Source organism: Variovorax paradoxus (genome assembly GCF_030815855.1).
Taxonomy (GTDB): domain Bacteria; phylum Pseudomonadota; class Gammaproteobacteria; order Burkholderiales; family Burkholderiaceae_C; genus Variovorax; species Variovorax paradoxus_M.
Genome location: NZ_JAUSXG010000001.1, coordinates 2,489,163 through 2,514,123 on the forward strand (window position 1 = coordinate 2,489,163; position 24,961 = coordinate 2,514,123).

Here is a 24,961-nt window from a genome sequence, read left to right on the forward strand (position 1 = left end):
GATGGTTCTTGGTATCGGACAGGTTGTTGGCTGATTTTCAGGATCGGCAATCCCAGCCTGGAAAGCACAGCCTGTCTCTATCTCTTCTTCACCAGCGCCGAGATGTATTCGCCCAATGAAGTCGCGCCTCGTTCGGAGTTTTCAGGCTCTTCCTTTTTCTCGAGAGTGACACGCGTCATGGCGGCATAAGACCTCGCGCCCGCCTCCGAGAACCCCATCGAGCGGAACGCCTGCTCCCATTGGTCGGGCGGCGTCACCACCACTTCCACCGGCCGACTGAGCGCCTGCGCGAAAGCCTCGGCGACATCGCCAGGCGAGTAGCGCTCCGGCCCCTCGACATAGTGCGGGCCGGAGGACCGGGCCTCGCCAAGCATGAGCCGCGCCGCAAATTCGCCGAGGTCGCGCGGCGCCACCATCGGCAGCTTGAAGTCGGGCGGGTACATGCTGTGCAGCTTGCCTTCGCTTTGCGCGGCCTCCAGCGAGGCGTCCCAGTTGCTCATGTAGTAGGCCGCACGGATCGCGCTCACGGGCACGGGCCCGGCCGCAAGCGCCTGCTCCATCTGGTAGAGCACGCCGAGGTCGCCGATGCGGTCGCCGGGCTGCGCGCCGTAGGTGGACTCGGCCACTATCTTCTCCAGCGGCAGGCCTGCTATCGCCTCGAGGATGCAATTCAAGCTCCTTTGCTCTTCGGCGGCGGTGTCGGTGGAAGGCGGCGCCGGCGGGTTGAGCAGGAACAGCCGCTTGCCGCCCGCCACCGCGCGCCGCAGTGAAGGCACATCGAACAGGTCGGCCTCCGCAATGTTGGCGCCCTGCCGGCGCAGGGCTTCGGCATGCGCGGCGTTGCGCGTGACCGCGGCCACCTGCTCGCCTTGCGCAAGCAGTGCGGAAACCAGCGCCGAGCCGACATGCCCGGTCGCGCCCAGGACGACGTGCGTCATGCGTGCTCCTTCTCTTTCTGTTGGCCACCAACAGGAATCGACATGGTTCGACGCTAGCGGCCCGCCACCGCCCGAGGCGCCCGGCTTGGACGACGCCCGTCGTGGGTCTATTCCCACACCGGCTCCCTCGCACCGCGCGGAGAAATGCATATCCATGCATTTTTCTCAAGGAGCCCTTCATGACGAAGACGAACCCCAACACGCCCGATGAACGCGGTTCGCTCCCGCCCGATCACAACAAGGCAGGCAACCAGAGCCCCACGCCGCGCAACGAGCCACGCCGCACCGCCGAAAGCCGCCACGACCGCGAAAGCCACGTCGGCAGCAGCAACCAGACTCAGTCGCGTAGAGGCGGCGGCGCCGGGCACTGACGCCGGCCGGCTTCACACGAACAACAGAGCCGCCTCGACCGTGTCTCACCGCAACGAAGCCACTGCCGCGCTGAAGGCGCTGAGCATCGCCACCGACGCCTGCCGCGAGTGCCCGCTGGGGGAGCCCGCCACGCAGTCGGTCTTCGGCGAGGGTCCGGTCGGCGCCGTGCTGATGGTGGTGGGCGAGCAGCCCGGCGACAAGGAAGACCTGGTGGGCCGCCCTTTCGTCGGCCCTGCCGGCAAGCTGTTCGACCGCGCCGTGGCCGAGCTTGGATGGGTGCGCGAGAAGCTCTACGTGACCAATGCGGTGAAGCACTTCAAATACGAGCTGCGCGGCAAGCGCCGCATCCACAAGACCCCTGGCCAGCGCGAGGCCGAAGCCTGCCGGCACTGGCTCGAAAGCGAGATCGAGCTCGTGCAACCGCGTGCCTTCGTGGCGCTCGGCGCCACCGCGGCGCGTTCGCTGCTCGGGCGCCATGTCGCTGTCATGAAGGAGCGCGGCCAGTGGCACGAGAACGCGGCCGGCCAGCGCGTGCTGGTGACGCTGCATCCTTCCGCGTTGCTGCGCGGCGATCCCGAACAAAGGGAGGCCGCGTGGGAGGCCTGGCTCAAGGATCTGGCGGTGGCGTCGGAACTGATGAAAAAGCCGGCGGCTGCAAAAAAGCCGGCGTCACGGCCGGCCTCGCAACCCGCCTCAAGGCCCACCTCCCGGCCAATACGCGCCGCGCGCAAGACGCGGTCGATGGCCCCGGCCTAGCACCGGCGGCACCGGTCAACCGCGCCGCCGCGTGCGCATGGTGATCGAATAGCGCAGCGCCTCGGTCGGCGCAATGCTGTGCTGCCACGCCCAGCGCGCTTCGCCGCGCAGCATGTAGATCGAGCGCGGCTCCATCAACAGCTGAAGGCTGGCGGGCGCGGTGGCACTGGCCGGCGGATACGGCCGCAGTTGCATCACGGCGTCGCCGAGCAGCGAAACGCCGACAATGTCCTCGAAATCGGGCACGTCGCGGTGCCAGCCGAGCGGCGTGCCGGGCCGGTACTCGGCCACCAGCACATGGGTGAAGTCTTCGGGCGCCATGCCCATCCACGCGGCCACCTTGGCCCGCAGCGGATGGAGCGCCTCCGGCAGCGCGGCACCGGGCCGCAGGCGATGGTTGTCGAAGTCGTATCTGCCGCCAAAATTGATGCCGCGGCGGCGGGCGGTGTATTCCTTGTAGCGCATTTCCCTGAGCTCGAAGCCCTGCACGATGCGCAGCAGTTCCTCTTCCTCTGAACGCGTGAGAAATTCGTGCGCGTAGCGCAGGCCTTCGATCGCGGCCGCGGGCACTTCGCCGAACAGATCGGGTTCGTCGGCCAGCTGGATGCGGCTAGCGGACCGCATCGAGGCCGTCCATTTTTTCTTCCGCCTGCTCTTTCGGGTGCTCCGCGCCGCCCAGCCGCAAGTCCCACCAGGGCGGCAGCAGCTGGCGGATTTCGGCGCGCGCAAAACGATCGTCCAGCAGGTGCAGCACGCCCCGGTCCTGCTCGGTGCGAATGACGCGGCCGGCCGCCTGCACCACCTTCTGCAGGCCCGGATACAGGTAGGTGTACTCGTAGCCCTTGCCGAAGCGCGCCTGCATGCGCTCGCGCGTGATCTCGTTCAGCGCGTTGTATTGCGGCAGTCCCAGGCTTGCGACAAAAGCACCGATGAGGCGGCTTCCGGGCAGGTCGATGCCTTCGCCGAAGGCACCGCCGAGCACGGCAAAGCCGATGCCGCGGCCACCTTCCTCGAAGCGCGCGAGAAAGCCGTGGCGCTCGGCCTCGGCCATGCCGCGCGTCTGCGCCCACACGGGCACACCCGGATGCTTCGCCAGGAACGCCGCACAGGCTTTTTCAAGGTAGTCGAAGCTGCTGAAGAACGCGAGGTAGTTGCCCGGCAGGCGCTCGAACTGGGCGCCGATGATCTCGGCCACGTTGCGCAACGAACCCGCGCGGTCGCGGAACCGGGTCGACACGTTCATGGCCACCTCGACGCGCAACTGCTGGCTGCGAAACGGCGAAGCCACGTCGAGCAGCATCGTCTGGGGCGGCAGGCCGAGCGCATCGCGGTAGAACTCGAACGGCGACAAGGTGCCGGAAAAACAGGTGGCGCACGCGGCGTCCGCGAAGCGCGCTTCGAGAAACGGCGCCGGCACCAGGTTGCGGATGGCCAGGCTGCGCTGCTGCTGGTCTTGCGCGGGACCCAGCGTGCGTTCGAAAACGGAATGGTCGCCGAACGAATCGGCCAGCCGGGCGAATTGCAGCGCATCGAAGAAGAAGCGCTGCAGCGGCCCCTGCACGGCATCGGGCGTGGCCGCGAAGTACTCGCCCATGGCCATGTTGGCGGCCTGCAGGGTGCGCGCGAAGCGCTCGGGAATTTCGTCGGCGGTGTCGTAGGGCTCGGTTTGCGCCTGCTGCACCGTATCCCATTCGCGGTACAGCCGCCCCAGGGCGCCGCGCACTGCGGCGGGCGCCACCCGGTGGGCTTCCTCGAGCGCCAGGCCGTCGAGCGCGGGCGGTGTACATGCCGCGCGCGCGCTCCAGCAGGTTGTGCGCCTCGTCGACCAGCACGGCCGCGCGCCAATCGGCGTCCTTCATGGTGGCGAAGAGAAAGGCGCTGCCGTCGAAGTAGTAGTTGTAGTCGCCCACGATCACGTCGGACCAGCGCGCCATCTCCTGCGCCAGGAAATAAGGGCACACGGTGTGCGCCAGCGCGATGTGCCGGAGCGCCGGCCGGTCGAGCCGCACCGCCCTGGCGGCCTCTTCCCGCGCCGCGGGCAGCCGGTCGTAGAAACCTTTTGCGAGCGGGCACGAATCGCCGTTGCAGGCCCGGTCGGGGTATTCGCAAACCTTCTCGCGCGCCGTGAGTTCGAGCACGCGTGCCTCTGCGCATTCCTTGCCGAGCACGCGCAGCGCATCCAGCGCCACAGTGCGGCCGGAAGTCTTGGCGGTCAAGAAGAAGATCTTGTCGATCTTTTGCGCGGCGCGCGCCTTCAGCAGCGGAAAGATGGTGGCCAGCGTCTTGCCGATGCCGGTGGGCGCCTGCGCCATCAGGCAGCGTCCGTTCACGCCCGCGCGGTAGACGGCCTCGGCAAGTTCCCGCTGGCCGGCCCGAAACGCGCCATGGGGAAACTGGAGCCGGCCAAGCGCGTCGCCGAGCATGGCGTGGTGCTCGGCTTCGCTTTGCGCCCAGGCGCTGTAGCGGGCGCACAGGCCTTCGAAGTGGTCTTGCAGCGCAGCCCGGTCGTGCGGCTCTTCCAGCACGGTTTCCTCGCCGGTGGCGAGGTCGAGGTACACCAGCGCCACCGTGATGCGCTCGTACCCGTGCAACTCGCACAGCATCCAGCCATAGGTGCGGGCCTGGGCCCAGTGCAGCGCCCGGTGGTTGCCGCGGATGGCATCGAAGTCGCCGCGGAAGGTCTTGATTTCCTCGACGCGGGGTTCGCGCGGATCGTGGCCGTCGGCACGGCCGCGCACCTTGAGCGCGCCGTAGTGGGAAACGAGGGCCACCTCGCTCTGGTAGGTGTCGCCCCGCCGGCCCTGCACGAGCGCGTGGCCGGCCATGCCCTCGAGCGCGCTGGGCGCGGGCACGAAACGCAGATCGAGGTCGCCTGCCTTGGCACCGAAGGCGCACAGAGCCTTGACGGAGACCGTGCGCGCATCCGGCAGCGCATCCGGCAACGCATCGGCCACGTCGTTCTGCAGCTTTGTCGAAAGGTTCGCGGTCACTTGGCGCACTGTATGAAACAACAGTATAGCGCCGACTGCAGCGCCGCATCGGCGCACAGGAAACGTCTCGGGGCCTTCTCCGACACAAAGGACCTCGGACTTCGGCAAAACTAGAAAAGTTTTGCTTACAAATCGTCCTGAATGAAGACCCCGACCGCGATCGACCCCGATGATTTCGACCGCCTGCTGAGCCGCAATCTGAAGCTGCCGCTGCTTGGCGGGCTGATCGGCGCGTTGGTGTTCGTCGGCTTGATCGTGTTCCTGCTGTGGACCATCGGCGGGGTCGAGCGCTCCGACCGCGTCACGCGCAGCGCCAGCGAGCTGCAGCGACGCAGCATCGACATGGAAACGGGCTTGCGCGGCTTTCTCATCACCGGCGACGAAAGCTTTCTCGAGCCCTACCAGAGCGCGCTGCCGCGGATCAAGACCGACATCGACGCGCTTCGCCAACTGGTCTCCAGCAACAGGCAGCAGGTGGAACGGCTCGAGCGCATTGCCACGCTGCAGGTGGCCTGGAACGAGTTCGCGCGCGACATGATCGATTCGCGCCGCGCCGGGGCCGACTACCAGCAGGCGGTACGGCAAGGCCGCGGCAAGCGGCTGAGCGACGCCATGCGCGCCGAGTTCGGCGCCTTCATCGACACCGAGCAGGGCTTGCGTTTTCAGCGCAACGAACAAGCCAACCGCACGAGCTGGCTCGTCGTGGGCCTGTTCCTGCTCTTCACGCTGTTGTTCACCGGCCTCGTGGCGTACTACGGCCGGCGGCAGCTCATGCGGCTTTCGAACAGCTACGACGTGGTGCTGCAGGAGCAAGCCCGGCATGCCGAGCGGCTGGCGCAGCAGGCCTGGCTGCGCAGCGCGCAGACCGAGCTGGTGGGCGAACTGGTCGGGGAACTCAGCGCCAACGACCTGGGCCGCAAGGTGCTCGCCTTCTTCTCCCGGTACCTGGAAAGCGCGGTCGGCGCGCTGTATGTGCGCGAGCGGCATGGCACGCTGCGCCGCGCCGCGAGTTACGGCTTTTCCATGGAGGCCGAGGCTTCGCCGCAGGTGTTCTCGCCGACCCAGAGCCTGATCGGCCAGGCCGCCGCCGAAAAGCGCCGCATGCTGGTCGAGCCGATTCACGCGGACTACCTGAAGGTCAATTCGGGACTGGGCGACATGGCGCCCTCGGCCGTGCTGCTGGTGCCGGTGTCGAGCGACGGCATCGTGAACGCCGTGGTCGAACTCGGCCTTCCGGCAGCACCCGATTCGCGCGCGAACGAACTGCTCGACCTCGTGGCCGAAGACATCGGCGCCTCCCTGGCGGCGGCCCGCTACCGCGAGCAGCTGCAGGACGCGCTGACCGAAACGCAGCAGCTCAACGAGGAACTGCAGGTGCAGCAGGAAGAGCTGCGCACCGCCAATGAAGAGCTCGAAGAACAATCGCGCGCCTTGCGGACTTCGCAGGCCATGCTGGAGAACCAGCAGGCCGAGCTCGAGCAGACCAACAGCCAGCTCTCCGAGCGCACCGAAGCGCTGGACCAGCGCAATGCCGCGCTTCGGCGCGTGCAGCGCGACCTCGAAGACCGCGCCGACGAGCTGCAGCGTGCCAGCCGCTACAAGTCGGAGTTCCTTGCGAACATGTCGCACGAGTTGCGCACGCCGCTCAACAGCGCACTCATCCTGGCCAAGCTGCTCGGCGACAACCCCGAGGGCAACCTGAGCCCCGAGCAGGTGAGGTTCGCCAAGGCCATCTATTCGTCGGGCAACGACCTGCTGGTGCTCATCAACGACATCCTCGACATCTCCAAGGTCGAGGCGGGCAAGCTCGACGTGGTGATCGAAGACGTCGCGCTGGTCGAGCTGGCGCGCAGCCTGGAAAACACCTTCAAGCCGCTCGCGGCCGAGAAGCGGCTGTCCTTCCGGTTGGCGCTGCAGCCCGGCGTGCCGGCCTCGCTGGCGACCGACCGCCATCGGGTCGAGCAGATCCTGAAGAACCTGCTCTCCAACGCGCTCAAGTTCACCGACAGCGGCGAGGTGGCACTGGCGGTGTCCCCCGCGCCGGAGGGCGGCGCCATCTTCGCGGTGTCCGACTCGGGCATCGGCATCGAGCCCGCGCAGCAGGCGTTGATCTTCGAGGCCTTCCATCAGGCCGACGGCACCACCAGCCGCCGGTATGGCGGCACCGGCCTCGGCCTGTCGATCTCGCGCGATCTCACGCGGCTGCTGGGCGGCAAGCTTACGGTGGAGAGCCAGCCCGGCCGAGGCAGCACCTTCGCCTTGCAGTTGCCGGCCGCGGCGCCCCAGGCCGTGCCGCAGGCGCCGGTACAGGCACCCGCGAAAGCCACCGCGGTGCGCGCGCCCTCCCCTGCGGCGCAGGCCGCTTCGGCGGCGCCGGCAACACCGGCCGCCGTGCCGCCGCTGCGTTTTGCCGACGACCGCGCGGTGCCGCCCGGCCAAGCGGGAGCGGGTCAGGTGCGACAGGTGCTCGTGATCGAAGACGAGCCGCAGTTCGCGCACATCCTCTACGACCTGGCGCACGAGCTCGGCTACCGTTGCCTGGTGGCGCATGGCGGCGCCGACGGCTTCGAACTGGCTCACCGCTTCTTGCCGGACGCCATCCTGCTCGACATGCGGCTGCCCGACAGCACCGGCCTGGACGTGCTGCAGCGCCTGAAGGATTCGCCGCAGACGCGCCATATTCCGATCCACGTGGTCTCGGCCGCCGACAACGCGCAGGCCGCGGCCCTGCACATGGGCGCCGTCGGCTACGCGCAGAAGCCCGTCACACGCACCGAGCTGATGCAGGTGTTCGCACGGCTCGAGGAAAAGCTCACGCAGAAAGTGAAGACCGTACTGCTGGTCGAGGACGACGCACGGCAGCGCGAAAGCGTGATCCATCTGATTGGCGATGAAGACATCGAGATCGTGGCCGTCGGCTCCGGCGAAGAGGCATTGGAACTGCTGCGCAAGCGCGTGTTCGACTGCATGATCACCGACCTGCACCTGCCCGACATGCAGGGCGGCGAGTTGCTCAAGCAGATGGCGGCGGAAGAAATCGTCTCCTTCCCGCCTGTCATCGTCTACACCGGGCGCAACCTCACGCGCGACGAGGAAGCCGAGCTGCAGCGCTATTCGCGCTCGATCATCATCAAGGGCGCGCGCTCGCCGGAGCGCCTGCTCGACGAGGTAACGCTGTTCCTGCACAAGGTGGAGGCCGAGCTCTCCAGCGAGCGCCAGGGCATGCTCAAGGCCGCGCGCGGGCGCGACCGCATCTTCGAAGGCCGCACCATCCTGCTCGTGGACGACGACGTGCGCAACCTCTTCGCGCTCACGAGCGCGCTGGAGCAGCGCGGCGCGGTGGTCGAAATCGGCCGCAACGGCCGCGAGGCGCTCGAGAAGCTCGACCAGGCGCCCGAAATCGACCTGGTGCTGATGGACGTGATGATGCCGGAGATGGACGGCCTCGAAGCCACGCGCCGCCTGCGCGCCGATCCGCGCTTCGAAAAGCTGCCCGTGATCGCCATCACCGCCAAGGCCATGAAGGACGACCGCGAGCAGTGCCTTGCCGCCGGTGCCAACGACTACCTCGCCAAGCCCGTGGATTTGGAGCGCCTGTTCTCGCTTCTGCGCGTGTGGTTGCCCAAAATGGAGCGGCTGTGACCCTCACCACCGCCGCCTCTTCGCCCCTGCCGTCCCCGTTGAGCAACACGGAGATCGAGCTGCGGCTGTTGATGGAGGCGATCTACCTCAAGTACAGCTACGACTTCCGCGACTACACCGTCGCCTCGCAGAAGCGCCGCGTGCTGCATGCCTTGGCGCAGCTCGGGCTTCCGAGCATCCCGGCGCTGCAGGAGAAAGTGCTGCGCGACTCGGTTCTGTTCGGCCGCCTGCTGCAGTACCTGACGATTCCGGTGAGCGAGATGTTCCGCGACCCGGCCTACTTTCTGGCGCTGCGCCACCACGTGGTGCCCGTGCTGCACACCTACCCGTCGGTGAAGGTGTGGGTTGCCGGCTGCAGCACCGGCGAAGAAGTGTTTTCGCTCGCCATCCTGCTGCGGGAAGAAGGCCTGCTCTCGCGCACGCAGATCTACGCCACCGACATCAACCCGGCTTCGCTCGATAAGGCGCGGCAAGGCATTTTTCCGATCGAGGCGATTCGCGGATACACCGCCAACTACCAGCGCGCCGGCGGCCGGAGTTCTTTCTCCGACTACTACACGGCCGCCTACGAGGCCGCACGCTTCGACCCCTCGCTGTGCGCCGGCGTCATCTTTGCCGACCACAGCCTGGCGACGGACAGCGTGTTCGCCGAAACGCAGCTGGTGTCCTGCCGCAACGTGCTCATCTACTTCAACCGCGAGCTGCAGGACCGGGCGCTGGGCCTGTTCCACGAATCGCTGTGCCACCGCGGCTTTCTGGGGCTGGGTGCCAAGGAGAGCATCGACTTTTCCAGCTACTCGCAGCGCTTCGATGCGCATTCGCAGCCTGAGCGCATCTATCGCAAGGCCACATGAAACCGAATGCCCCGCAATCTCCCGGCAGGCGCGTCGAGGCCGTCGTGCTCGGCGCGTCCGCCGGCGGCATCGAAGCGCTGCTGGCGCTGCTGCACGAGCTTCCGTCGCCATGGCGCCTTCCGGTCGTGATCGTGCTGCACCTGCCCGAAACGCACGAAAGCCACCTGGCCGAGATCTTTGGCGAGCGCCTGCACCTCCCCGTGCGCGAAGCCGCGGACAAGATGCCGCTCGCCGCCGGCCACGTGTATTTCGCGCCGCCCGGTTATCACCTGTCGATCGAACGCGACAGGCGTTTTTCGCTCAGCTGCGAGCCGCCCGTGCATTTTTCCCGGCCGTCGATCGACGTGCTGATGGCGTCCGCCGCCGATGCCTACGGTCCCGCATTGGCGGGCATGCTGCTGACGGGCGCGAACGACGACGGTGCCGAAGGCCTCCAGCGCATTCACCTGGCCGGCGGCCTCACCGCCGTTCAGGACCCGAACGAAGCCCAGGTTTCCACCATGCCCGAAGCGGCCATGGCCCTCCGCTCCCCCGATCACGTGCTTCCCTTGCGCGAGCTTCGCGCCTTGCTCTTGCAACTGGAGTCTGCCCATGCCCATTGACGTCGAAAGCAAACTGCTGCTCGTCGATGACCTGCCCGAAAACCTTCTTGCGCTCGAGGCCCTGATTCGCGGCCCGGGCCGCGCGGTGTACCGCGCGAGCTCGGCCGAAGAGGCACTTGCGCTGCTGCTCGACCACGAATTTGCGCTGGCCATTCTCGATGTGCAGATGCCCGGCATGAACGGCTTCGAACTGGCCGAGCTGATGCGCGGCACCGAGCGCACGCGGCACATTCCCATCATCTTCGTGAGTGCGGCCGGCCGCGAGTCGAACTATGCCTTCCAGGGCTATGAAAGCGGTGCGGTCGACTTTCTGCACAAGCCGCTCGACCCGCATGCGGTCACGAGCAAGGTCAGCGTGTTCGTCGACCTGCATCGGCACCGCAAGGCGCTGGGCCGGGAGATGGAAAAACTCGCGGCCGCCAACCACAAGCAGGAAGAACTGGTGCAGCAGCTGCGCCATGCGCAGCGCGAACTCGAGCGCGCGGTGCAAATGCGCGACGACTTCATGTCGATGGTTTCCCACGAGCTGCGCACGCCGCTCAACACGCTCTACCTCGAAACGCAGCTGCGGCAGCTGCACGTGTCGAAGGGCAAGCTGGAGTCCTTTGCCGCGGACCGCCTGCCCACGATGATCGAGCGCGATCAGCGGCAGATCCGCAACATGGTGCGGCTGATCGACGACATGCTCGACGTCACGCGCATGCGAAGGGACGCGCTCTCGATACAGCCCCAGCCGGTCGATCTTTCCGCCCTGGCACGGGCCGTGGTGGAAGGCCTGCGGCAGCAGGCCGAGGCTGCGGGCTCGGTGATCGAGCTCGAAGCGCCGCGCGAACTCCGGGGCGTGTGGGACGAATTCCGCATCGAGCAGGTATTGACCAACCTGCTGACCAATGCGCTGCGCTACGGCCGCGGCAAGCCCGTCGAAATGGTGCTCAGCCAGCGCGACGGCAGCGCCCGCATCACCGTGCGCGACCAGGGCATCGGCATTGCGCCCGAGGACCAGGAGCGCATCTTCGAGCAGTTCGAGCGCACCGACGACAGCCGCAAGCACGCACCGGGCCTGGGCCTCGGGCTTTACATCACCCGCAAGATCGTGTGCCTGCACGAGGGACGCATCGAGGTCGAGAGCACGCCCGGCCAAGGGGCCCTGTTCCGCGTCGAGCTGCCTCTGCAGGCCGTCGCTGAAACGGCGCCGCATGCACGGGCGTAGGCGCCTTCCTACCGCGCGCGGAACGATTGGCCGGGATACTGCATGGTTCGCCTTACCCGATTGAAAGCGTGCCCCAGTGAATGTGCTGATCGTCGACGACAACGAAGCCGCGGCAGACCTGCTGCGCGAGCTCCTGGAGCTGCAGGGCCATACCGCCCGCTGCACCTATACGGCACAGAAGGCCGTTGACGCCGCCGCCGAGGAGGCCTTCGATGCGGCGCTCATCGACCTGACGCTGCCCGACTTTCCCGGTACCGAGGTGGCGCGACGGCTGCGCTCGCTGGCCTCGCACGCAGGCCCGCGGCTCCTGGTGGCTGTGACGGGCTTCTCGGCGGAAGACGCAGCCGGCGCAGCGGCGCGAGATTTGTTCGACCACCATCTTCAGAAGCCGATCGACTTCGGCGAGCTCACCGCGATTCTGTCCGCGCCCCCCCGCTGAGCGCGCGCGGCCCCGGCCCCGGCCCCGGTTCCGAGACCGGGGCTGCGCGGCGTTCAGCGTGCAATCCGGCGCGGCGAGAGCAGCATTTCGTTGCCCGCCGTCTTGAAGGCGATGGTCGGCGCAGTGAAATCGCTCAGCGATGCGCCCAGGCCGATCTCGCCGCTGCCATGCAGCACGCATTCTTCGCGCCGCAGCGCGATTTCGTTGCTCGGTCCGCCGTTGCCGTGAAACCGGACCCAGGTGCCGTAGGTGCTGAGATCGGTCAGCACGCAGCTGCCGTGCCGCAGTTCGATGCGCGCATGCAGCCGCGAAACGCGGGGATCGGACACCACGAACTGCGCGTCGTTCACGCGCCCGAGATGGATCGGCAGCTCTTCGGTGCGGAACATGGAGCGCACGTCGAGCCAGGCCAGTTCGATCTGCCCGAACGAAGAATCGGGCAGCCGCAGCGGCATCAGCGCGGCCGGCACGGTCAGGAACGAAGTCAGTTCCTCCTGCCAGTCGATGCGGTGAACGGCCGACATTTCGCTGCGCCCGCGAATGGTGATGAGGCCCAGATCGCGATGCCGCACGCCGACCTCGCGCAATTGCGCAATGACGCTGTCGGTGGCCCAGATCTGGCCCGGCCCCGCCAGGTCGCTCAGGCGCGAGGCCAGGTTGACCGCATCGCCGAAACAGTCGCCTTCGACCTCGACGACCTCGCCGCTCGCCACGCCGATCTGCAGCGCCATGCGCAAAGGTGCCGGCCACGCCACCAGGCGCTTCTGGTGGTAGCGCTGCAGTTCGATGACCGCATGCGTGGCCTCAGCGCCGTGCGAGAAGATCGCAAAAACGCCGTCGCCCAGCGACTTGACCACCCTGCCGCCGTGCGCCTGGCAGATGCTGCCGATCCACTGGGTGAGCCGCGTCACGGTTTCCGTGGCGCGCGCGTTTCCCATGGCTTCAAAAACCCTGGAGCTTCCCGTCAGGTCAGCGAAAACGACTGTGGAATTGACATCCATGCTGTTGGGAGAAATCGATGGCAAGTTGCTGACGCCCCACACATCCAGAGCCGCCGACAGAATCGACGGTTCCGCCGACGAACCTGCCGGTCGCCATTCCTGTGTACTGAGCTTGCGTGACCAGCCGCGGACTGATATTTATTTTTACAACTTTTGTAGTCAACGGCCAACGAACACTTTAAGTGAAACGTAAAGTGTGTTGTTTACAAACAAGAAACACTGTTCCAGAACTTGTTAATCCTGGGACTGAGGCTTAAGGTAGCAACCGTCTTGGTTTCCGGCAATACGCTTTTAGTCCTCATGCTGCTTTTTCGTAGCTTTTTTCGCTTCTTCGGAATTCCCGGCCTCGGGTCTCGCCGGATGGGAGAAAACCAGTTGGGAAGAATCCGTTCGGCCATGCTGTCGGTGCTGCAGACGCATGGCGGCCATTCGGTGCAGCGCATCGCCCAGCGCGTGCGGTTTGCGACCGATGTGGAGGCACTCTGGTATTTGCGCCAGGACGTGATGGTTGCGCTGAGCGCCATCGACGGCGAAGCCGCCGCGCGCCGCCAGATGAAAACCATCAACAGCATGTTCAAGGGCGGCCTGCCGGGCTCGATGGGTCCGCGCGCCCACCAGCGCTTTACTCACTGACGCTGAAGCCGCAGCGGCCCGTCGGCTGCTGCTTTTCCCGTTTCCGTTTTCTTGCCTGCTGACGATCGCCGTGTTCAGTGCGCGTGGTCGTGCGCGTGATGGTCGGCGTGGTCGTGTACGTGGGTATGCCGGTGGCCCCACACCATGAAGACGTCGCGGCCCTCGGCGGCCAGTTCCACCTTCGCGCCCACGGGGAGCAGCACCTTGGTCGGCACATGCCCGAAAGGCAAGCCGGTGAGCACCGGCACCTTGAGCGAGGCGCGCAGGCGGTCGACCACGGTGTCGAATCCGAATCCGCGGTCGTAGCCCGCCACCTTGCGCATGCCCGTGAACTGGCCGAACACGATGGCGCGCTGCTTCGCCAGCACGCCGGCCATGCGCAGCTGGTCGAGCATGCGCTCGATGCGGTACGGATGCTCGTTGGTGTCCTCGATGAAAAGCACGCCCTTTTCCACCTGCGGGAAATAAGGTGTTCCAAGCAGGCTCGTGAGCACGCACAGGTTGCCGCCCCACAGCGTGGCGTCGTGCACGGGTTTGACTTTCAGCTCGGCATCGCGCACCGGCATGCGCCAGCCGGTGCCTTCGCCCTGCCCGCTCACCAGATCGTCGAAGCAGGCTTCCATGATGTCGTCGGCGCCGCCCTCGGCGCCGAAGTCTTCGCCGACCGCCGGGCCCGCCCAGGTCACGGCGCCGGTCTTGACAAGCAGTGCATTCTGCAAAGCCGTGAAGTCGCTCAGGCCGACGAATTCGGTTCCGCGCTCGATCGCCTTGGCCACGGCCTTGTAGGGAATGGCGTCGAGGATGCGCGTGAGGCCGTAGCCGCCGCGCGCAATCAAGGCGATGTCGGCACCGCTGGCGGCGGCACGGGTGACCGATGCGAGCCGTGTCGCGTCGTCGCCCGCAAAGCGCTGGTGCACGGCCAACGCCGCTTCGTCGACTTCGACTTCGTAGCCCAGCGCCTTGAGTCTTGCCACGCCGCGCCGGAAGGCGGCCTTGTCGCGAATCGCACTGGAGGGGGAATAGATGTAGATGTGTTTGGTCACGGCGCCGAGTATCCCATTGCGTCGCGAGCCTCCTGCGCGAGCGACGCGGCCTGCTGCGCGCCCGGGCCCGAGGATGACGCCATGGGGCCGAGCGCGCGCAGCGCGGCCTGGTAGCCGCGGTCGGGGAATGGCGCGCGCCACGCATCGCCGGCCTGCTCGTCGCCGTCGGGAGCGAGGAGCATGGCCGCAAAACGGCCGGGCCTCGCGGCCCGCAGCAGCGCAGCGAGCGCGGCGCCCGCGGCGCTGTGCACCAGCACCATCGAACCCGGTTGCATGCGGTCGAGCCATTCGCTCAGGACCTGGCAATGCCATTCGAGCGTATGCACCGCTTCGCGCTTGGGCTTGTCGCTCTTGCCGAAACCGACGAGGTCGGGCACCAGCGTGCGCAGCCCCGGCGTGCCGACGAGATGGCGAAAGAAGTAGCCCCATTCGCCGGGGCCATGAAGACAGAGGCAGCAGGTGGCCGGTTCGTCCCGCGGACCTTCGTCGAGATAGTGCATGCGCCAGCCTTGCAGGCTGGGCAGGTCCTGAACGTAGCGCGGCTCGAATGCGTAGCCGCCGAGCGCATCGAAGCGCCCGGCCGGCGTGCGCAGCGCATCGTCGCGCAGGGGCTCGGCGTGCTCGCGCGCCGCATCGCGCCGCTGCCGGAAAAATTCCTGCAGCACGGCGCTGCATTCCGCGGCCCGCACACCGCCCTGCACCTGGGTGCGGTGGTTCAGGCGAGGCTCGGCAAAGAGATCGAGCACCGATCCGGCCGCGCCAGTCTTGGGGTCGGCCGCACCGAACACCACGCGCGCGAGCCGCGCATGCAACATGGCGCCCGCGCACATGGCGCACGGCTCGAGCGTGACGAACAATTCGCAGCCGTCGAGCCGGTAGTTGCCGAATGCGGCGGCGGCGGCGCGCAAGGCGTTGATTTCGGCATGTGCGCTCGGATCGTGCTGCGCCACGGGCGTGTTGCGGCCGGTGGCGACGACCTGCCCGTCTTTCACCAGCACAGCGCCAACGGGCACCTCGCCGGCTTCGCCCGCCCGGCGCGCCTCGGCCAGAGCCAGCGCCATCCAGCGCGCGTCGCCGGTCTGCGAAGGCTGTGCGGGCTCAGTTGTCATCCGGCATCTTGCGCGCCTGCGCCGCGGCGTCGAGCGCTTCCTTGACCTGCGTCTGCACCTGCTGGGCTTGCGTCCGCACATCGGCGGGCGCTTCGCCGGCCGCAGGCCCGGGCGAGGCAGCGCCGGGCACCGACGGCAATGCGGGGACCACGGCGGTGGTCAACTGCTTCTTCGCGATCAGCCCGACGATCGCGAGTGCCAGCACCAGGCCCAGCAATCCGAACATGCGCATCTCAGCTTCCTTCCGCCGCGGTGGCTTCGGCGCTCATGCCGAGGCGCTCCATCCACACCGCGAGTGCCTTCTCGTCGGGCGTGCCCGCGCTATAGACGGCGTGCATGGCGGCATGCGATTCCCGGCGATGCTGGTTGAGCTTGAGCTTGCACTGCAGCGCGGTCACGCGCATCTCGAAGCCGACGATGCCCGCGAGCATCTTCAGCTGGAATTCTTCGCCCAGGTCGCGCCACTGTTGCGCATAGCCAGGCTCATGGTCGCCGATGAGCTTCTTGAGCAGCGCGTCCTTGGCCGCGGGTTCTTCGATCAGCCGGGCCTCGACGGTGCAATGCACCGCAAGGTAGTTCCAGGTCGGCACGCGTGCCAGGTCGGGGTAGACCGAAGGCGACAGATACGAATGCGGTCCCATGAAAGTGACGACTGCTCGTGGCCGCGCCTGCAGGTAGCGCCAGTGCGGGTTCGGCTTGGCGCAGTGGCCCAGCAACACGAGCTCGTCGCCTTCGCGCTGCTCGGCCACGATGGGCAGGTGCGTGACAAACGGCAGCCCTTCGTCATCGTTGGAGATCAGGCTGGCGAACGGGTGCGCGCGCATCAGCTCGAGCGCGATGGCCTGGTCCTTGGCATTGAACTGCGGGGGCATGTACATGGGGCGGTTTCCTCGTGGGGGTGGCCCGATTGTCCCCGACCCGCCGCTATCTTGGGCGTGGCGCTTCCAGCAGCTTCACCATGGCCGTGTAGCCGCGGGCGTTGGCCAGCTGCAGCGGCGTGTTGCCCTGGCGGTCGGTGAGCTTCAGGTTGGCGCCGGCATCGACCAGCGCAGCCAGCGTGCGCTGATGGCGCGGCCCGCCGTCGCCGAGCACGACGGCTTCGATCACGGCCGTCCAGTGCAGGTTGTTGACATGGTCGAGCGGCGCGCCGGCCGCGATCAGCTGGCGTACCACGTTGTCATGGCCCAGGTGCGCGGCGGCGATCAGCGCGGTGCCGTCGTAGCGGCTCGTCACCTGCCCCGCGTTGGCGCCGAGCGAAAGCAGCAGCGCGAGCGTCGCGGCATCGTCGGCCACCGACGCGATGGTGACCGCGTCGTAGCGGTCGTCTTCGAGCGCATCGAGGTCCGCGCCGGCCTTGGCGAGCAGCTTCACCGCTTCGCGCTGCCGTGCATGGGTGGCCACGTGCAAGGGCGTGCGGCCCCGCGCGTCGCGCGCCTCGAGGTTGGCGCCGGCGGCGATCAGGTTCTTGAGCTTCGGCAGATCGCCATGCCAGGCGGCCCGGTGCAGCCCTTCATAGGCCTGCACCTCGGCCGCTTGCGGCGGCACCTGGGCCAAGGCGCCGACCGATGCGCCCGCGCCGAGCACAACCGCCAGCACCACGGGCCAGATGCCGCGCTTCATCATCAACCCAGCAGGCCCTTGACCTTTTCCAGCGCGGCATTGGCGCACTGTTCGTCGAGATGGCCGCCGGGCGCACCGCCCACGCCCACGGCACCGATCACGTCGTTGCCCGACTTCACCGGCACGCCGCCGCCCAGCAGCAGCACGCCCGGCAGGTAGACCAGATTGGCGCCGCCCGGGTTCTTCTGCGAGCCTTCCATCATGGCCTGCGTCGCGCTCTTGGCCGATGCCGAGGTCCAGGCCTTGCGCTCGCTCGACGCCAGCGTGTGCGGGCCGGCGTTGTCGGCGCGCTGCACGGCGCGCACGGTGCCGGCGCGGTCGACCACGGTCGCGGCCACGTTGTAGCCGTTGGCAGCGCAGGCGGCCACGGCTTCGGCCGCGATCTGGTTGGCCAGCGCGAGCGAGATGTTCTTTTCGGTGCGCACCGAGGGTGCGGGCGTCTGGGCCTGTGCGGCGGATGCGGCAAGCAGGATGGCGAGGCCGCCAAGGCGAAGGATGGAACGCATTTTTCGATTTCTCCAGTGGATGCGGGGTGATTGCGCCGTCGCGTTGCCGACGGCTGCGCCACTGTAGAAAACGCCGGCCGCCGGGGCCATTCGTACGGCTACGCCCGGCGCTCCGTAGAACTACGGAGCGCGGGCGTTCATGCGTCCCCGGCCGCCAGCACGGCGTAGCGCCGGATCAGCTGCGCGAGCGAGTCGCAGTCGAGCTTGGCGAACAGGTTGGCGCGGTGCGTCTCGACGGTGCGCGGCGACAGCGCCAGCATGCGCGCGATCTCCTTGTTGGTCAGGCCCTGCACGATGAAGGCGAGCACCTCGCGCTCGCGCTCCGACAGCTGCCCGACCCGCTCGCGCGCGGCGTTGTCGGCCTGCGAGCGTTCGCGCGAGCGCACATGCTGGCGCACGGCTTGCTGCAGCGCTTCGAGCAGCTGCTCGTCGTCCACCGGTTTCTCGAGAAACTCCGCCGCGCCGGCCTTGAACGCGCGGCGGCACATCTCGACGGTGCCATGGCCGGTCAGCATGATCACCGGCTGGTCGACGCCTTGTGCCATCAGCCGGTCGAGCACCGTGAGCCCGCTGATGCCGGGCATGCGCACGTCGAGCACGATGGCGCCGACGCTCGCGCGGTCGAAGCCGTCGATGAAGGCCTGAGGATCGGCCCAGCCCTGCACCCGCAGGCCGACCGTGCCGATCAGGAGCGACAGGCTGTCGCGCACCGCCTGGTCGTCGTCGATGAGATGAATCAGCGGCGATAGCGGCAATTGCCGTGCGGACGGCGAAGGTGGCGCCGGGCTGTTCATGCCGTGCGCTCCATAGGCGGCGCCACCAGCGGCAGCAGCAGCGTGAAGCGCGCGCCGCGCGGCGCCGAATTGGCGGCGCTCAGGCTGCCGCCCATGCCGCTCGCCAGCGTTTCGCTGAGGCTCAGGCCAAGGCCCAGGCCGCCTTCGCGCGTGCTGAAGAAAGGCTCGAAAAGGCGCGGCATGGCCTCGGGCGAAATGCCGCGCCCGTTGTCGGTCACGGTGAGCACGCCGTCCTGGCCGTTGCGCCCCACCGAAACCGCGAGCCGGCGTTCGGACACTGGCACCAGGTCGAGCGCCTGCAACGCATTCATCAGCAGGTTGTGCACGATCTGCTCGAGCGCCACGGCCTCGGCCTGCACGCGCACAGGCGCCTGGGCCGTGGCGTCGAACTGTGCGGCGACGCCGCGTTGTGCGAACTCGGGCGCCAGCAGATGCATGGCGCTGCGCACCACCTCCTGCAGCACCAGCGGCTTCACGTCGCCGCCGGCTTCGGGCCGCTCGATCACGCGGCGCAGCCGGCCGACCACGCCGGCAGCGCGGCGCGCCTGCTCCACGGCCTGGCCCATCGCATCGCGCGCCGTGGCCAGGTCGGGCGGGTCGTCGTCGAGCAGCCGGCGCGCGGCCTGGGCATTGGCCAAGACGGCCGTGAGCGGCTGATTCAGTTCGTGCGCGAGCCCAGCCGAGAGCTCGCCCAACGCATTGAGCCGAGCGACCTGGCCGAGCCGCAGCAGCTCTTCGGCCCGGCGCCGCGCGATGCGCTGGCGCTGAGCGGTCCACAGGCCGGCCAGCAGCAGCGCCACCGCCACGGCCCAGGCGGCTATGCCTCGCCACGGCAGTTCGGTCCAGCCCACCTGGCGTTCGGCTACCAGATCGAAACGCTGGCTTGGCGAAGCCAGCGCCTTGGTGAGGCCGAAGCGCCAGCCGCCCGTCCCCGCTTGCGCCGGCCGCCCGGGTTGCAGAACGAACGCCTGCGCATCGCGCTGCAGGCTCACGCGCACCGGGCTTTGCTTCGGGTCCATGGGCCAGTCGCGCCACGGCACGGAGCCTGCCAGGTCGATTTCGAGGGAGTAACTGGTGGGCGCGGCGCCGATCACGAGCTGGTAACGGCCCTGCGCAAGATCCACCGCGGCCACTTCGGCGCGGTGCTGGCTGCGCGAATTCGCTTCCGCGGCGGCCAATGCGCCCGCGTGCTTTTCGTCGGGCCAGGGGTCGTCGCCTTCACGCCGCTGCACGCGAAGGATCGATGGATAGACCGACGACAGCCGCTGCTCCGGACGCTCTGCGCCACGGCCGGTTTCAAGCAGCGCCAGCGTGGCCAGCACCGCGTCGTACTGCACCATCTGCTGGCTCATGAGCCGGTGCGCAATGCGCACGTCGGCCTCGAAATCCTGCTGCAGCTGGGCCAGCTCTGCGCGCGCGAGCCACACCGCGCCCACGGCCGAGAGGGCCAGCCATGCCAGCCACCAGCCCACCTGCGTACGCAACCACTGTTTCATGGCGCGGATTGTGCCCGCCGCGGCAAGGCCGCCCGATGTTGGCCGAGAATGCGGCCCCAGACATGGCTGACGTGCAGGACTCCCTTTTCCCCGATCTTCCGCGCTCGCCCGAGGCGCCGCCCACCGTGCCGCAAGAGGCCGAGGCCGAGCCGCCCGCCAGGAAGAAATCGCGCGGCGGCACCGTGGCGCCTGCACCCGCCGATCCGGCATTGGCCGAGTTGGCGGCAGCGCTCCCGCCCGAGCTTCGGCTCGGCACCTCCTCGTGGAGCTATCCGGGTTGGGCCAACCTCGTCTGGGATGGCGAATACGCCGAATCGGTGCTTTCGAAAAACGGGCTCGCCGCGCTGGCGCAGCATCCGCTCTTTCGCACCGTGAGCCTCGACCGCAATTTCTACCGCGCGCTCACTGCCAGCCAATACGCGCGCTATGCGGCCATGGTGCCCGACGATTTCCGCTTCGTGGTGAAAGCACCGAGCCTGGTGACCGATGCCACCGTGCGCGACGAAAGCGGCCGCGGCACGCAGGCCAACCCCGTGTTCCTGAACAGCGAGATCGCCACCCAGGAATTCGTGCAGCCCGCGCTCGAAGGCCTGGGCCACCGCATCGGCGCGCTGGTGTTCCAGCTGAGCCCGATTCCCTCGCAGCTGCTGGCCGACCAGCCCGCCCTGCTCGCACGCATCGGCGAAATGCTCGAAGCGCTGCCCGGGCTGAAGCAGACTGCGCCCGACGCCGTCGTCGCCGTCGAGGTGCGCGACCCGCAACTGCTGTGCCCCGCCTTCGCCGACATGTTGCGCAGCGTAGGCGCGACCTTCTGCATGGGCCTGCACGCGAAGATGCCGCCGATCGAAGACCAGCTGCCGATGCTGCGTGCACTGTGGCCTGGGCCGCTCGTGTGCCGCTGGAACCTGCACCGCCGCCACGGCCGCTTCGGCTATGAAGACGCGGAAAAACTCTACGGCCCGTTCGACAGGATCGTGGATCCCGATCCCGAAACGCGCGCGGCCCTGGCCAAGGTGATTGCGGGCACCACGCGCGCGGGCCAGAACGCCTTCGTCACCGTGAGCAACAACGCCGAAGGCTGCGCGCCGCTGACGATCGCCTCGCTTGCGCGGGACATCCTGAACCTGCCGAAGCCCTAGCGGCTTCAGCCTGCGGGATGCCTGGCGACTGCCGACATCTCCAGTTCGACGCTCGCATTCTTCGGCAGCTGATACACGCCGACGGCCGTGCGCACATGCACGCCGGCATCGCCGAAGACGCGGTGCAGCAGGTCGGAGGCCGCATCGGCCACCTCGCTCTGCTGCGTGAAATCGGACGTGCATTGCACGAAGACGCCGACCCGCAGCAGCTTCTCGATGCCGTCGAGCGAGCCGAGCTCGCGCCGCAGCAGGGTCAGGCAGCGCAGCGCACAGATCTGCACACCCTCGCACGCCTTCTCGAGCGACACCGCATCGCCCACGCGGCCGGTCACGGCCACCACGGTGCCCACGCGCGGCACCTGCCCGCTGGTGTAGAGCGTGCGGCCGTCGCGCACGATGGGCACGTAGTGCCCGCCGGCAAGCATCTCGCCGGCGAAGCTGTGGCCCAGCTCGGCGGCAATCTGGTCGGCAATCTGGTCCCGGCTTTGCGCTGTCGTCATATGGCTTCCATGAAACGGGAGGCCATTGTCGCCAACGGTGCGCCGAGGAAACAGATACAGATCAGGCGCGCCGGATGCGGAACAGATGGCCGCTACGCCTCGAACGCCAGGAACACGCGCCCGCCTTCGATCTTCACCGGATAGCTGCGCAGGTCTTCCGTCAGCGGCGCGCACATGGCCTTGCCGGTGCGCACGTCGAAGCGCCCCTGGTGCAGCGGGCATTCGATCTCGTGGCCTTCGAGAAAGCCGTCGCACAGCCGCGCGTGGCCGTGGGTGCAGATGTTATCGGTCGCGTGAATGCCGTCCTCGGTACCGTACAGGGCAATGTCCCGGCCCTGCACCTCGATGCCGACCACGTCGTCGGCGGGAACGTCATCGACCGCCGCGGCGTCGATCCATGTGATTGTGCTCATACAGGTGCCTTCGAATCGTTCTTGCGTGGCTCAGATCGGATAGATGATGGAATTCGGGATCATTTCGCTGTCGAACACGCACAGGCGCGAGGCGAACTTCAGGCCTTCGGGCGTGGGCACGACCTTGTCGATGTAGCGGCCGACGTTGAACACGGTCGAGGGTCCGTCGAGCTTGGTGCGGAACACCGCGTAGTTGGCTTCGCTGTGGATAGTGCCGTCGTCACCGACCTTGTGCACCACCGGCAAGCCGACGACGTGGCGCTGGTAGTACGGGTCATGGAACAGCGTTTCCTTGATACCGTAGACCCGGTCTTCGAGCATGCCCCTGCTCTCGAACGAGAGCGTGGCCAGTGGCAGCCCCTGCTCATGGTTCTCGCGCGGCTGCAGGCGGTAGCTGCACTGTTCGATGAAGAACGCGGGCCACAGGTCCCACTTGCCCGAGTCGACCGCATGCGCATAGGCCGCATAGAGCCCGGCCAGTTCGAGGTAGGCGTTGGCGTCGAGCTTCTTCGTCATGCCGCCTCCATCACTTCGCGCCAGTAGCGGTACATGCCGCGGATCAGCGTTTCGGTGACCATGTGATCGGTGTTCTCGACCTCGCGCCCGCCCAGCTCGGCCAGGGTGCGGTGGTAGGGCTTCTGCTCGAAGCCTTCCTGCGAGAACTCGATCACTTCGCCGTCGTCGGCCGACACGAAACCAGCCGGCCCGAACAGGTTGGCCTGGCGCAGGCGCCGCTCGGTCATCTCTTCGGTGTCGTCCTCGAAGCCGAAGTGCGTCCAGACGAAATCGAAGGCGTCGTGACCCACGGGCTGGATGTGCCGCGTCGAGACGCTGTTGACCTGCTGCTGCAGGATCAGGCTCGGGAACAGCGTCATCATGACCGCGGTCGGCCCGTCCCACCAGGGCTCGGGCACGATGTCCAGAAAGCGCGGGTCCTTGAGCTGCATGCTTTCCTTGAAGCTCGACACCTGCGTGACCTGCGCCGCCTTGCCGGCACTGCCGCGGGTGGAAATCATCGCGGCGTGGCGGCCGCGCGCGTCCATCTTGAGCTCCGACTTGTTGTCCGCGCGCCAGAGCCCGAAGGTGACGAACCAGGTGTGCAGCAGGCCCGGATGGTACGGATCCTTGATGTTCTCCTGCATGAGCTTCCAGTTGCCGGGAATGCGCTGCCGGCTGTAGCCGAGAATCGTGAGCTTGCGGCCGTCGAACAGACGGTCGAAGTAGCGAAGGATGTCGGCCCCGAGGAATTCCTCGAACGACTCGATGTCGTGGTCGAACGACGCGAACACCACGCCGCCGCGTGACGCCACCTTGAGCTTGTTGAGCCCGTTGTCCTCGGTCTTGAAGTCCGAAGGCATGCCGCCATGCACCTTGCCGTCCTGCTTCACGCCGCGGCGGAACGGCACGCCCTGCAGGTCGCCCTTGAGCGTGTAGTTCCACTGGTGGTACGGGCAGACGAATTCCTTCTTGTTGCCATGGCGCTCGCGGCAGAACTGCATGCCGCGGTGGGCGCAGACGTTCTCGAACACGTGGATGGCGCCTTCTTCGTCGCGCGACATGATCACCGAGCGCTCGCCGATGGCCGTGCGCTTGAAGTCGCCCGGGTTCGGAATCTCGGCTTCGAGGCCGACGTAACACCAGTGCTTTTCGTAGAAGAAGCGCTGCAGCTCCTTCTTGTGCAGCGCCTCGTCGGTGTAGGCCATGAAGGGAATGCGGCTGGTCTTCTCGGTTTCCCATCGCAGTTCGATGGGGAATACGGCTTGCGTGCTCATCGCGGGTCTCCTTTTCTTGTCTGTCTCTGTTCTTCAGGTGCCTTGCAGGTAGAAGGCATCGGCATGGGTCTGTTCCGGCGCGAGGCCGCGCGCATGCACCAGCTGCGTCACGGCCTCGACCATCGGCGGCGAGCCGCAGAGGTAGGCGCGCCATCCCTCGAGGCCGCCTGTCCAGTCGGCGCGGATGGCGTCGGTAATGAGTCCCTGGCGCCGTTTCTCGGAAGCAGGGCCGGTGACCACCACCACGTGGACCGTCAGGCCAGGGTGCTGCGCCTGCAGTTCACGCAGTTCGGCCAGTCCGTACACGTCCGCATCGGAGCGCACGCCGAGATAAAGATGAATCGGCTGCATCAGGCCGGCCGCAATGGCGCCGCGCACGATCGAGAGAATGGGCGCGAGCCCTGTGCCGCCAGCTGCGCAGAGCATCGGCCCACGGTGCTTCGTGCGCAGGTAAGCCGTGCCGAGTGGCCCGCTCACACGCACCGAATCGCCGATGCGCAACTGTTCGAAGATGTGCGCAGTCACGCGCCCGCCGGGCACCTTGCGTACATGAAATTCGAGTTCCGCATCGCGGCTCAGGCCCGCCATCGAATAGGGCCGCGCCAGGTCGGGTGCGAACTGCAGCTGCGCGTACTGCCCCGGCGAAAACTCCAGCGGCTTGTTCGGTTTGAGGCGAAGGCGGCGGATGTCGTGCGTGAGCACGTCGATGCCCGTGACCGTGGCCTTGAGGATGCGCGCCGGATGCACCACCACTTCGTCGGGCTCCGGGATCTCGATGGTGCAGCTTTCGGTCAGCGTGCTCTGGCAGGCCAGCACGTAGCACTCGCCCTGACCGTCGGGCCGGATCGCGTCCTGGCCGCCGTCGAGCACCTGGCCGGCCACCACCTTGCAGCGGCAGGTGCCGCAGCGGCCCGACATGCAGCTGTACGACACCGGCACGTGGTGTTCGCGCAGCACCTCGAGCAGGTTGGCGCCGGGGCGAACCTCGAGGGTGCGGGCAAGGGGTTGAATGTGCAGGTCCATCGTGGGCTTTTCTTTGCGCTGGCCTCCGGGCCGGCTTGTCTCTGGAGCGGATGATGCGCGGCATGCGCCGATTGACCAATAGAATCCGGTGAATCAGCTTCATCACTGC

General features: G+C 67.5%; 24 protein-coding genes and 2 pseudogenes. 9 read left to right on the forward strand and 17 right to left on the reverse strand.

All coding sequences use genetic code 11. The features are described from left to right. Positions 1 to 77 precede the first annotated feature (77 nt). Positions 78 to 938, reverse strand: coding sequence for an NmrA family NAD(P)-binding protein (locus QFZ42_RS11640; protein WP_307701100.1), 861 nt, complete (start codon positions 936 to 938; stop codon positions 78 to 80). Between the two features lie 179 nt (positions 939 to 1,117). Between QFZ42_RS11640 and QFZ42_RS11645 the strand changes: the two genes are divergently transcribed. Together QFZ42_RS11645 and QFZ42_RS11650 are read left to right on the forward strand one after the other, a co-directional pair. Further along, positions 1,118 to 1,309, forward strand: coding sequence for a hypothetical protein (locus QFZ42_RS11645; RefSeq protein WP_307701101.1), 192 nt, complete (start codon positions 1,118 to 1,120; stop codon positions 1,307 to 1,309). Positions 1,310 to 1,322: 13 nt separating this feature from the next. Further along, positions 1,323 to 2,066: pseudogene (locus tag QFZ42_RS11650) on the forward strand (UdgX family uracil-DNA binding protein); the annotation flags it as partial. A gap of 15 nt (positions 2,067 to 2,081) precedes the next feature. Here the strand turns inward: QFZ42_RS11650 and QFZ42_RS11655 are convergent. Together QFZ42_RS11655 and QFZ42_RS11660 are read right to left on the reverse strand one after the other, a co-directional pair. Continuing rightward, entirely contained in the window at positions 2,082 to 2,690 is a 609-nt protein-coding gene (locus QFZ42_RS11655) for an alpha-ketoglutarate-dependent dioxygenase AlkB (RefSeq protein ID WP_307701102.1), read from the reverse strand. Next, positions 2,677 to 4,963: pseudogene (locus QFZ42_RS11660) on the reverse strand (helicase C-terminal domain-containing protein). Before QFZ42_RS11660 ends, QFZ42_RS11655 begins: the two are co-directional and overlap by 14 nt. Positions 4,964 to 5,197: 234 nt before the next feature. Here QFZ42_RS11660 and QFZ42_RS11665 point away from each other — a divergent pair. The 5 genes from QFZ42_RS11665 (at position 5,198) to QFZ42_RS11685 (ending at position 11,803) form a co-directional block, all read left to right on the forward strand. Beyond that, on the forward strand, positions 5,198 to 8,698 hold the full coding sequence (locus QFZ42_RS11665) for a response regulator (protein ID WP_307701103.1): 3,501 nt from the start codon (positions 5,198 to 5,200) through the stop codon (positions 8,696 to 8,698). After that, positions 8,695 to 9,552: a CheR family methyltransferase gene (locus tag QFZ42_RS11670; protein WP_307701104.1), complete on the forward strand. Its 858-nt coding sequence runs from the start codon at positions 8,695 to 8,697 to the stop codon at positions 9,550 to 9,552. Before QFZ42_RS11665 ends, QFZ42_RS11670 begins: the two co-directional genes overlap by 4 nt. Then, on the forward strand, positions 9,549 to 10,154 hold the full coding sequence (locus QFZ42_RS11675) for a chemotaxis protein CheB (RefSeq protein ID WP_307701105.1): 606 nt from the start codon (positions 9,549 to 9,551) through the stop codon (positions 10,152 to 10,154). Before QFZ42_RS11670 ends, QFZ42_RS11675 begins: the two co-directional genes overlap by 4 nt. Continuing rightward, positions 10,144 to 11,364: a hybrid sensor histidine kinase/response regulator gene (locus QFZ42_RS11680; RefSeq protein WP_307701106.1), complete on the forward strand. Its 1,221-nt coding sequence runs from the start codon at positions 10,144 to 10,146 to the stop codon at positions 11,362 to 11,364. Before QFZ42_RS11675 ends, QFZ42_RS11680 begins: the two co-directional genes overlap by 11 nt. A 76-nt stretch (positions 11,365 to 11,440) precedes the next feature. Then, positions 11,441 to 11,803, forward strand: coding sequence for a response regulator (locus QFZ42_RS11685; RefSeq protein WP_307701107.1), 363 nt, complete (start codon positions 11,441 to 11,443; stop codon positions 11,801 to 11,803). 53 nt (positions 11,804 to 11,856) lie between these two features. Here the strand turns inward: QFZ42_RS11685 and QFZ42_RS11690 are convergent, their stop codons facing one another. Further along, positions 11,857 to 12,804: an adenylate/guanylate cyclase domain-containing protein gene (locus tag QFZ42_RS11690; protein WP_307701108.1), complete on the reverse strand. Its 948-nt coding sequence runs from the start codon at positions 12,802 to 12,804 to the stop codon at positions 11,857 to 11,859. Positions 12,805 to 13,074: 270 nt separating this feature from the next. On the opposite strand from QFZ42_RS11690, the gene QFZ42_RS11695 reads away from it, so the two are divergent. Next, positions 13,075 to 13,437 carry a hypothetical protein gene (locus QFZ42_RS11695; RefSeq protein ID WP_307701109.1) on the forward strand — a complete coding sequence of 121 codons (363 nt, stop codon included), beginning with the start codon at positions 13,075 to 13,077 and terminating at the stop codon, positions 13,435 to 13,437. Between the two features lie 74 nt (positions 13,438 to 13,511). On the opposite strand, the gene QFZ42_RS11700 is transcribed toward QFZ42_RS11695, so the two are convergent. From QFZ42_RS11700 to QFZ42_RS11735, 8 genes are all read right to left on the reverse strand, one after another. Continuing rightward, complete coding sequence (locus QFZ42_RS11700) at positions 13,512 to 14,480, reverse strand: LD-carboxypeptidase (RefSeq protein WP_307701110.1); 969 nt, start codon at positions 14,478 to 14,480, stop codon at positions 13,512 to 13,514. Further along, positions 14,477 to 15,589, reverse strand: a complete 1,113-nt coding sequence (tadA, locus tag QFZ42_RS11705; protein WP_307701111.1) for a tRNA adenosine(34) deaminase TadA — start codon at positions 15,587 to 15,589, stop codon at positions 14,477 to 14,479. The genes QFZ42_RS11700 and tadA overlap by 4 nt, the downstream gene beginning before the upstream one ends. Next, on the reverse strand, positions 15,579 to 15,821 hold the full coding sequence (locus QFZ42_RS11710; RefSeq protein ID WP_307701112.1) for a hypothetical protein: 243 nt from the start codon (positions 15,819 to 15,821) through the stop codon (positions 15,579 to 15,581). Before QFZ42_RS11710 ends, tadA begins: the two co-directional genes overlap by 11 nt. Before the next feature lies 1 nt (position 15,822). Further along, the gene (locus QFZ42_RS11715) at positions 15,823 to 16,467 is read right to left on the reverse strand and encodes an FMN-binding negative transcriptional regulator (protein WP_307701113.1); all 645 of its coding nucleotides are present in this window, start codon (positions 16,465 to 16,467) and stop codon (positions 15,823 to 15,825) included. Positions 16,468 to 16,513: 46 nt separating this feature from the next. Then, positions 16,514 to 17,212 carry an ankyrin repeat domain-containing protein gene (locus QFZ42_RS11720; protein WP_307701114.1) on the reverse strand — a complete coding sequence of 233 codons (699 nt, stop codon included), beginning with the start codon at positions 17,210 to 17,212 and terminating at the stop codon, positions 16,514 to 16,516. Further along, positions 17,212 to 17,715: a GlcG/HbpS family heme-binding protein gene (locus QFZ42_RS11725; protein WP_307701115.1), complete on the reverse strand. Its 504-nt coding sequence runs from the start codon at positions 17,713 to 17,715 to the stop codon at positions 17,212 to 17,214. The genes QFZ42_RS11720 and QFZ42_RS11725 overlap by 1 nt, the downstream gene beginning before the upstream one ends. Positions 17,716 to 17,852: 137 nt before the next feature. Beyond that, positions 17,853 to 18,509: a response regulator transcription factor gene (locus QFZ42_RS11730; RefSeq protein WP_307701116.1), complete on the reverse strand. Its 657-nt coding sequence runs from the start codon at positions 18,507 to 18,509 to the stop codon at positions 17,853 to 17,855. Continuing rightward, positions 18,506 to 20,005: a sensor histidine kinase gene (locus tag QFZ42_RS11735; protein ID WP_307701117.1), complete on the reverse strand. Its 1,500-nt coding sequence runs from the start codon at positions 20,003 to 20,005 to the stop codon at positions 18,506 to 18,508. The genes QFZ42_RS11730 and QFZ42_RS11735 overlap by 4 nt, the downstream gene beginning before the upstream one ends. 62 nt (positions 20,006 to 20,067) lie before the next feature. On the opposite strand from QFZ42_RS11735, the gene QFZ42_RS11740 reads away from it, so the two are divergent. Next, on the forward strand, positions 20,068 to 21,144 hold the full coding sequence (locus QFZ42_RS11740) for a DUF72 domain-containing protein (RefSeq protein WP_307701118.1): 1,077 nt from the start codon (positions 20,068 to 20,070) through the stop codon (positions 21,142 to 21,144). A gap of 5 nt (positions 21,145 to 21,149) precedes the next feature. On the opposite strand, the gene QFZ42_RS11745 is transcribed toward QFZ42_RS11740, so the two are convergent. The 5 genes from QFZ42_RS11745 to QFZ42_RS11765 form a co-directional block, all read right to left on the reverse strand. Then, positions 21,150 to 21,644, reverse strand: coding sequence for a RidA family protein (locus QFZ42_RS11745; RefSeq protein WP_307701119.1), 495 nt, complete (start codon positions 21,642 to 21,644; stop codon positions 21,150 to 21,152). Positions 21,645 to 21,736: 92 nt separating this feature from the next. Next, entirely contained in the window at positions 21,737 to 22,057 is a 321-nt protein-coding gene (locus QFZ42_RS11750) for a non-heme iron oxygenase ferredoxin subunit (RefSeq protein WP_307701120.1), read from the reverse strand. Positions 22,058 to 22,087: 30 nt separating this feature from the next. Next, a complete protein-coding gene (locus QFZ42_RS11755) occupies positions 22,088 to 22,573 on the reverse strand; it encodes an aromatic-ring-hydroxylating dioxygenase subunit beta (RefSeq protein ID WP_307701121.1) in 486 nt (161 codons plus the stop codon). Continuing rightward, on the reverse strand, positions 22,570 to 23,829 hold the full coding sequence (locus tag QFZ42_RS11760) for an aromatic ring-hydroxylating dioxygenase subunit alpha (protein WP_307701122.1): 1,260 nt from the start codon (positions 23,827 to 23,829) through the stop codon (positions 22,570 to 22,572). Before QFZ42_RS11760 ends, QFZ42_RS11755 begins: the two co-directional genes overlap by 4 nt. A 33-nt stretch (positions 23,830 to 23,862) precedes the next feature. Further along, entirely contained in the window at positions 23,863 to 24,852 is a 990-nt protein-coding gene (locus QFZ42_RS11765; RefSeq protein WP_307701123.1) for a 2Fe-2S iron-sulfur cluster-binding protein, read from the reverse strand. Positions 24,853 to 24,961: the final 109 nt, after the last annotated feature.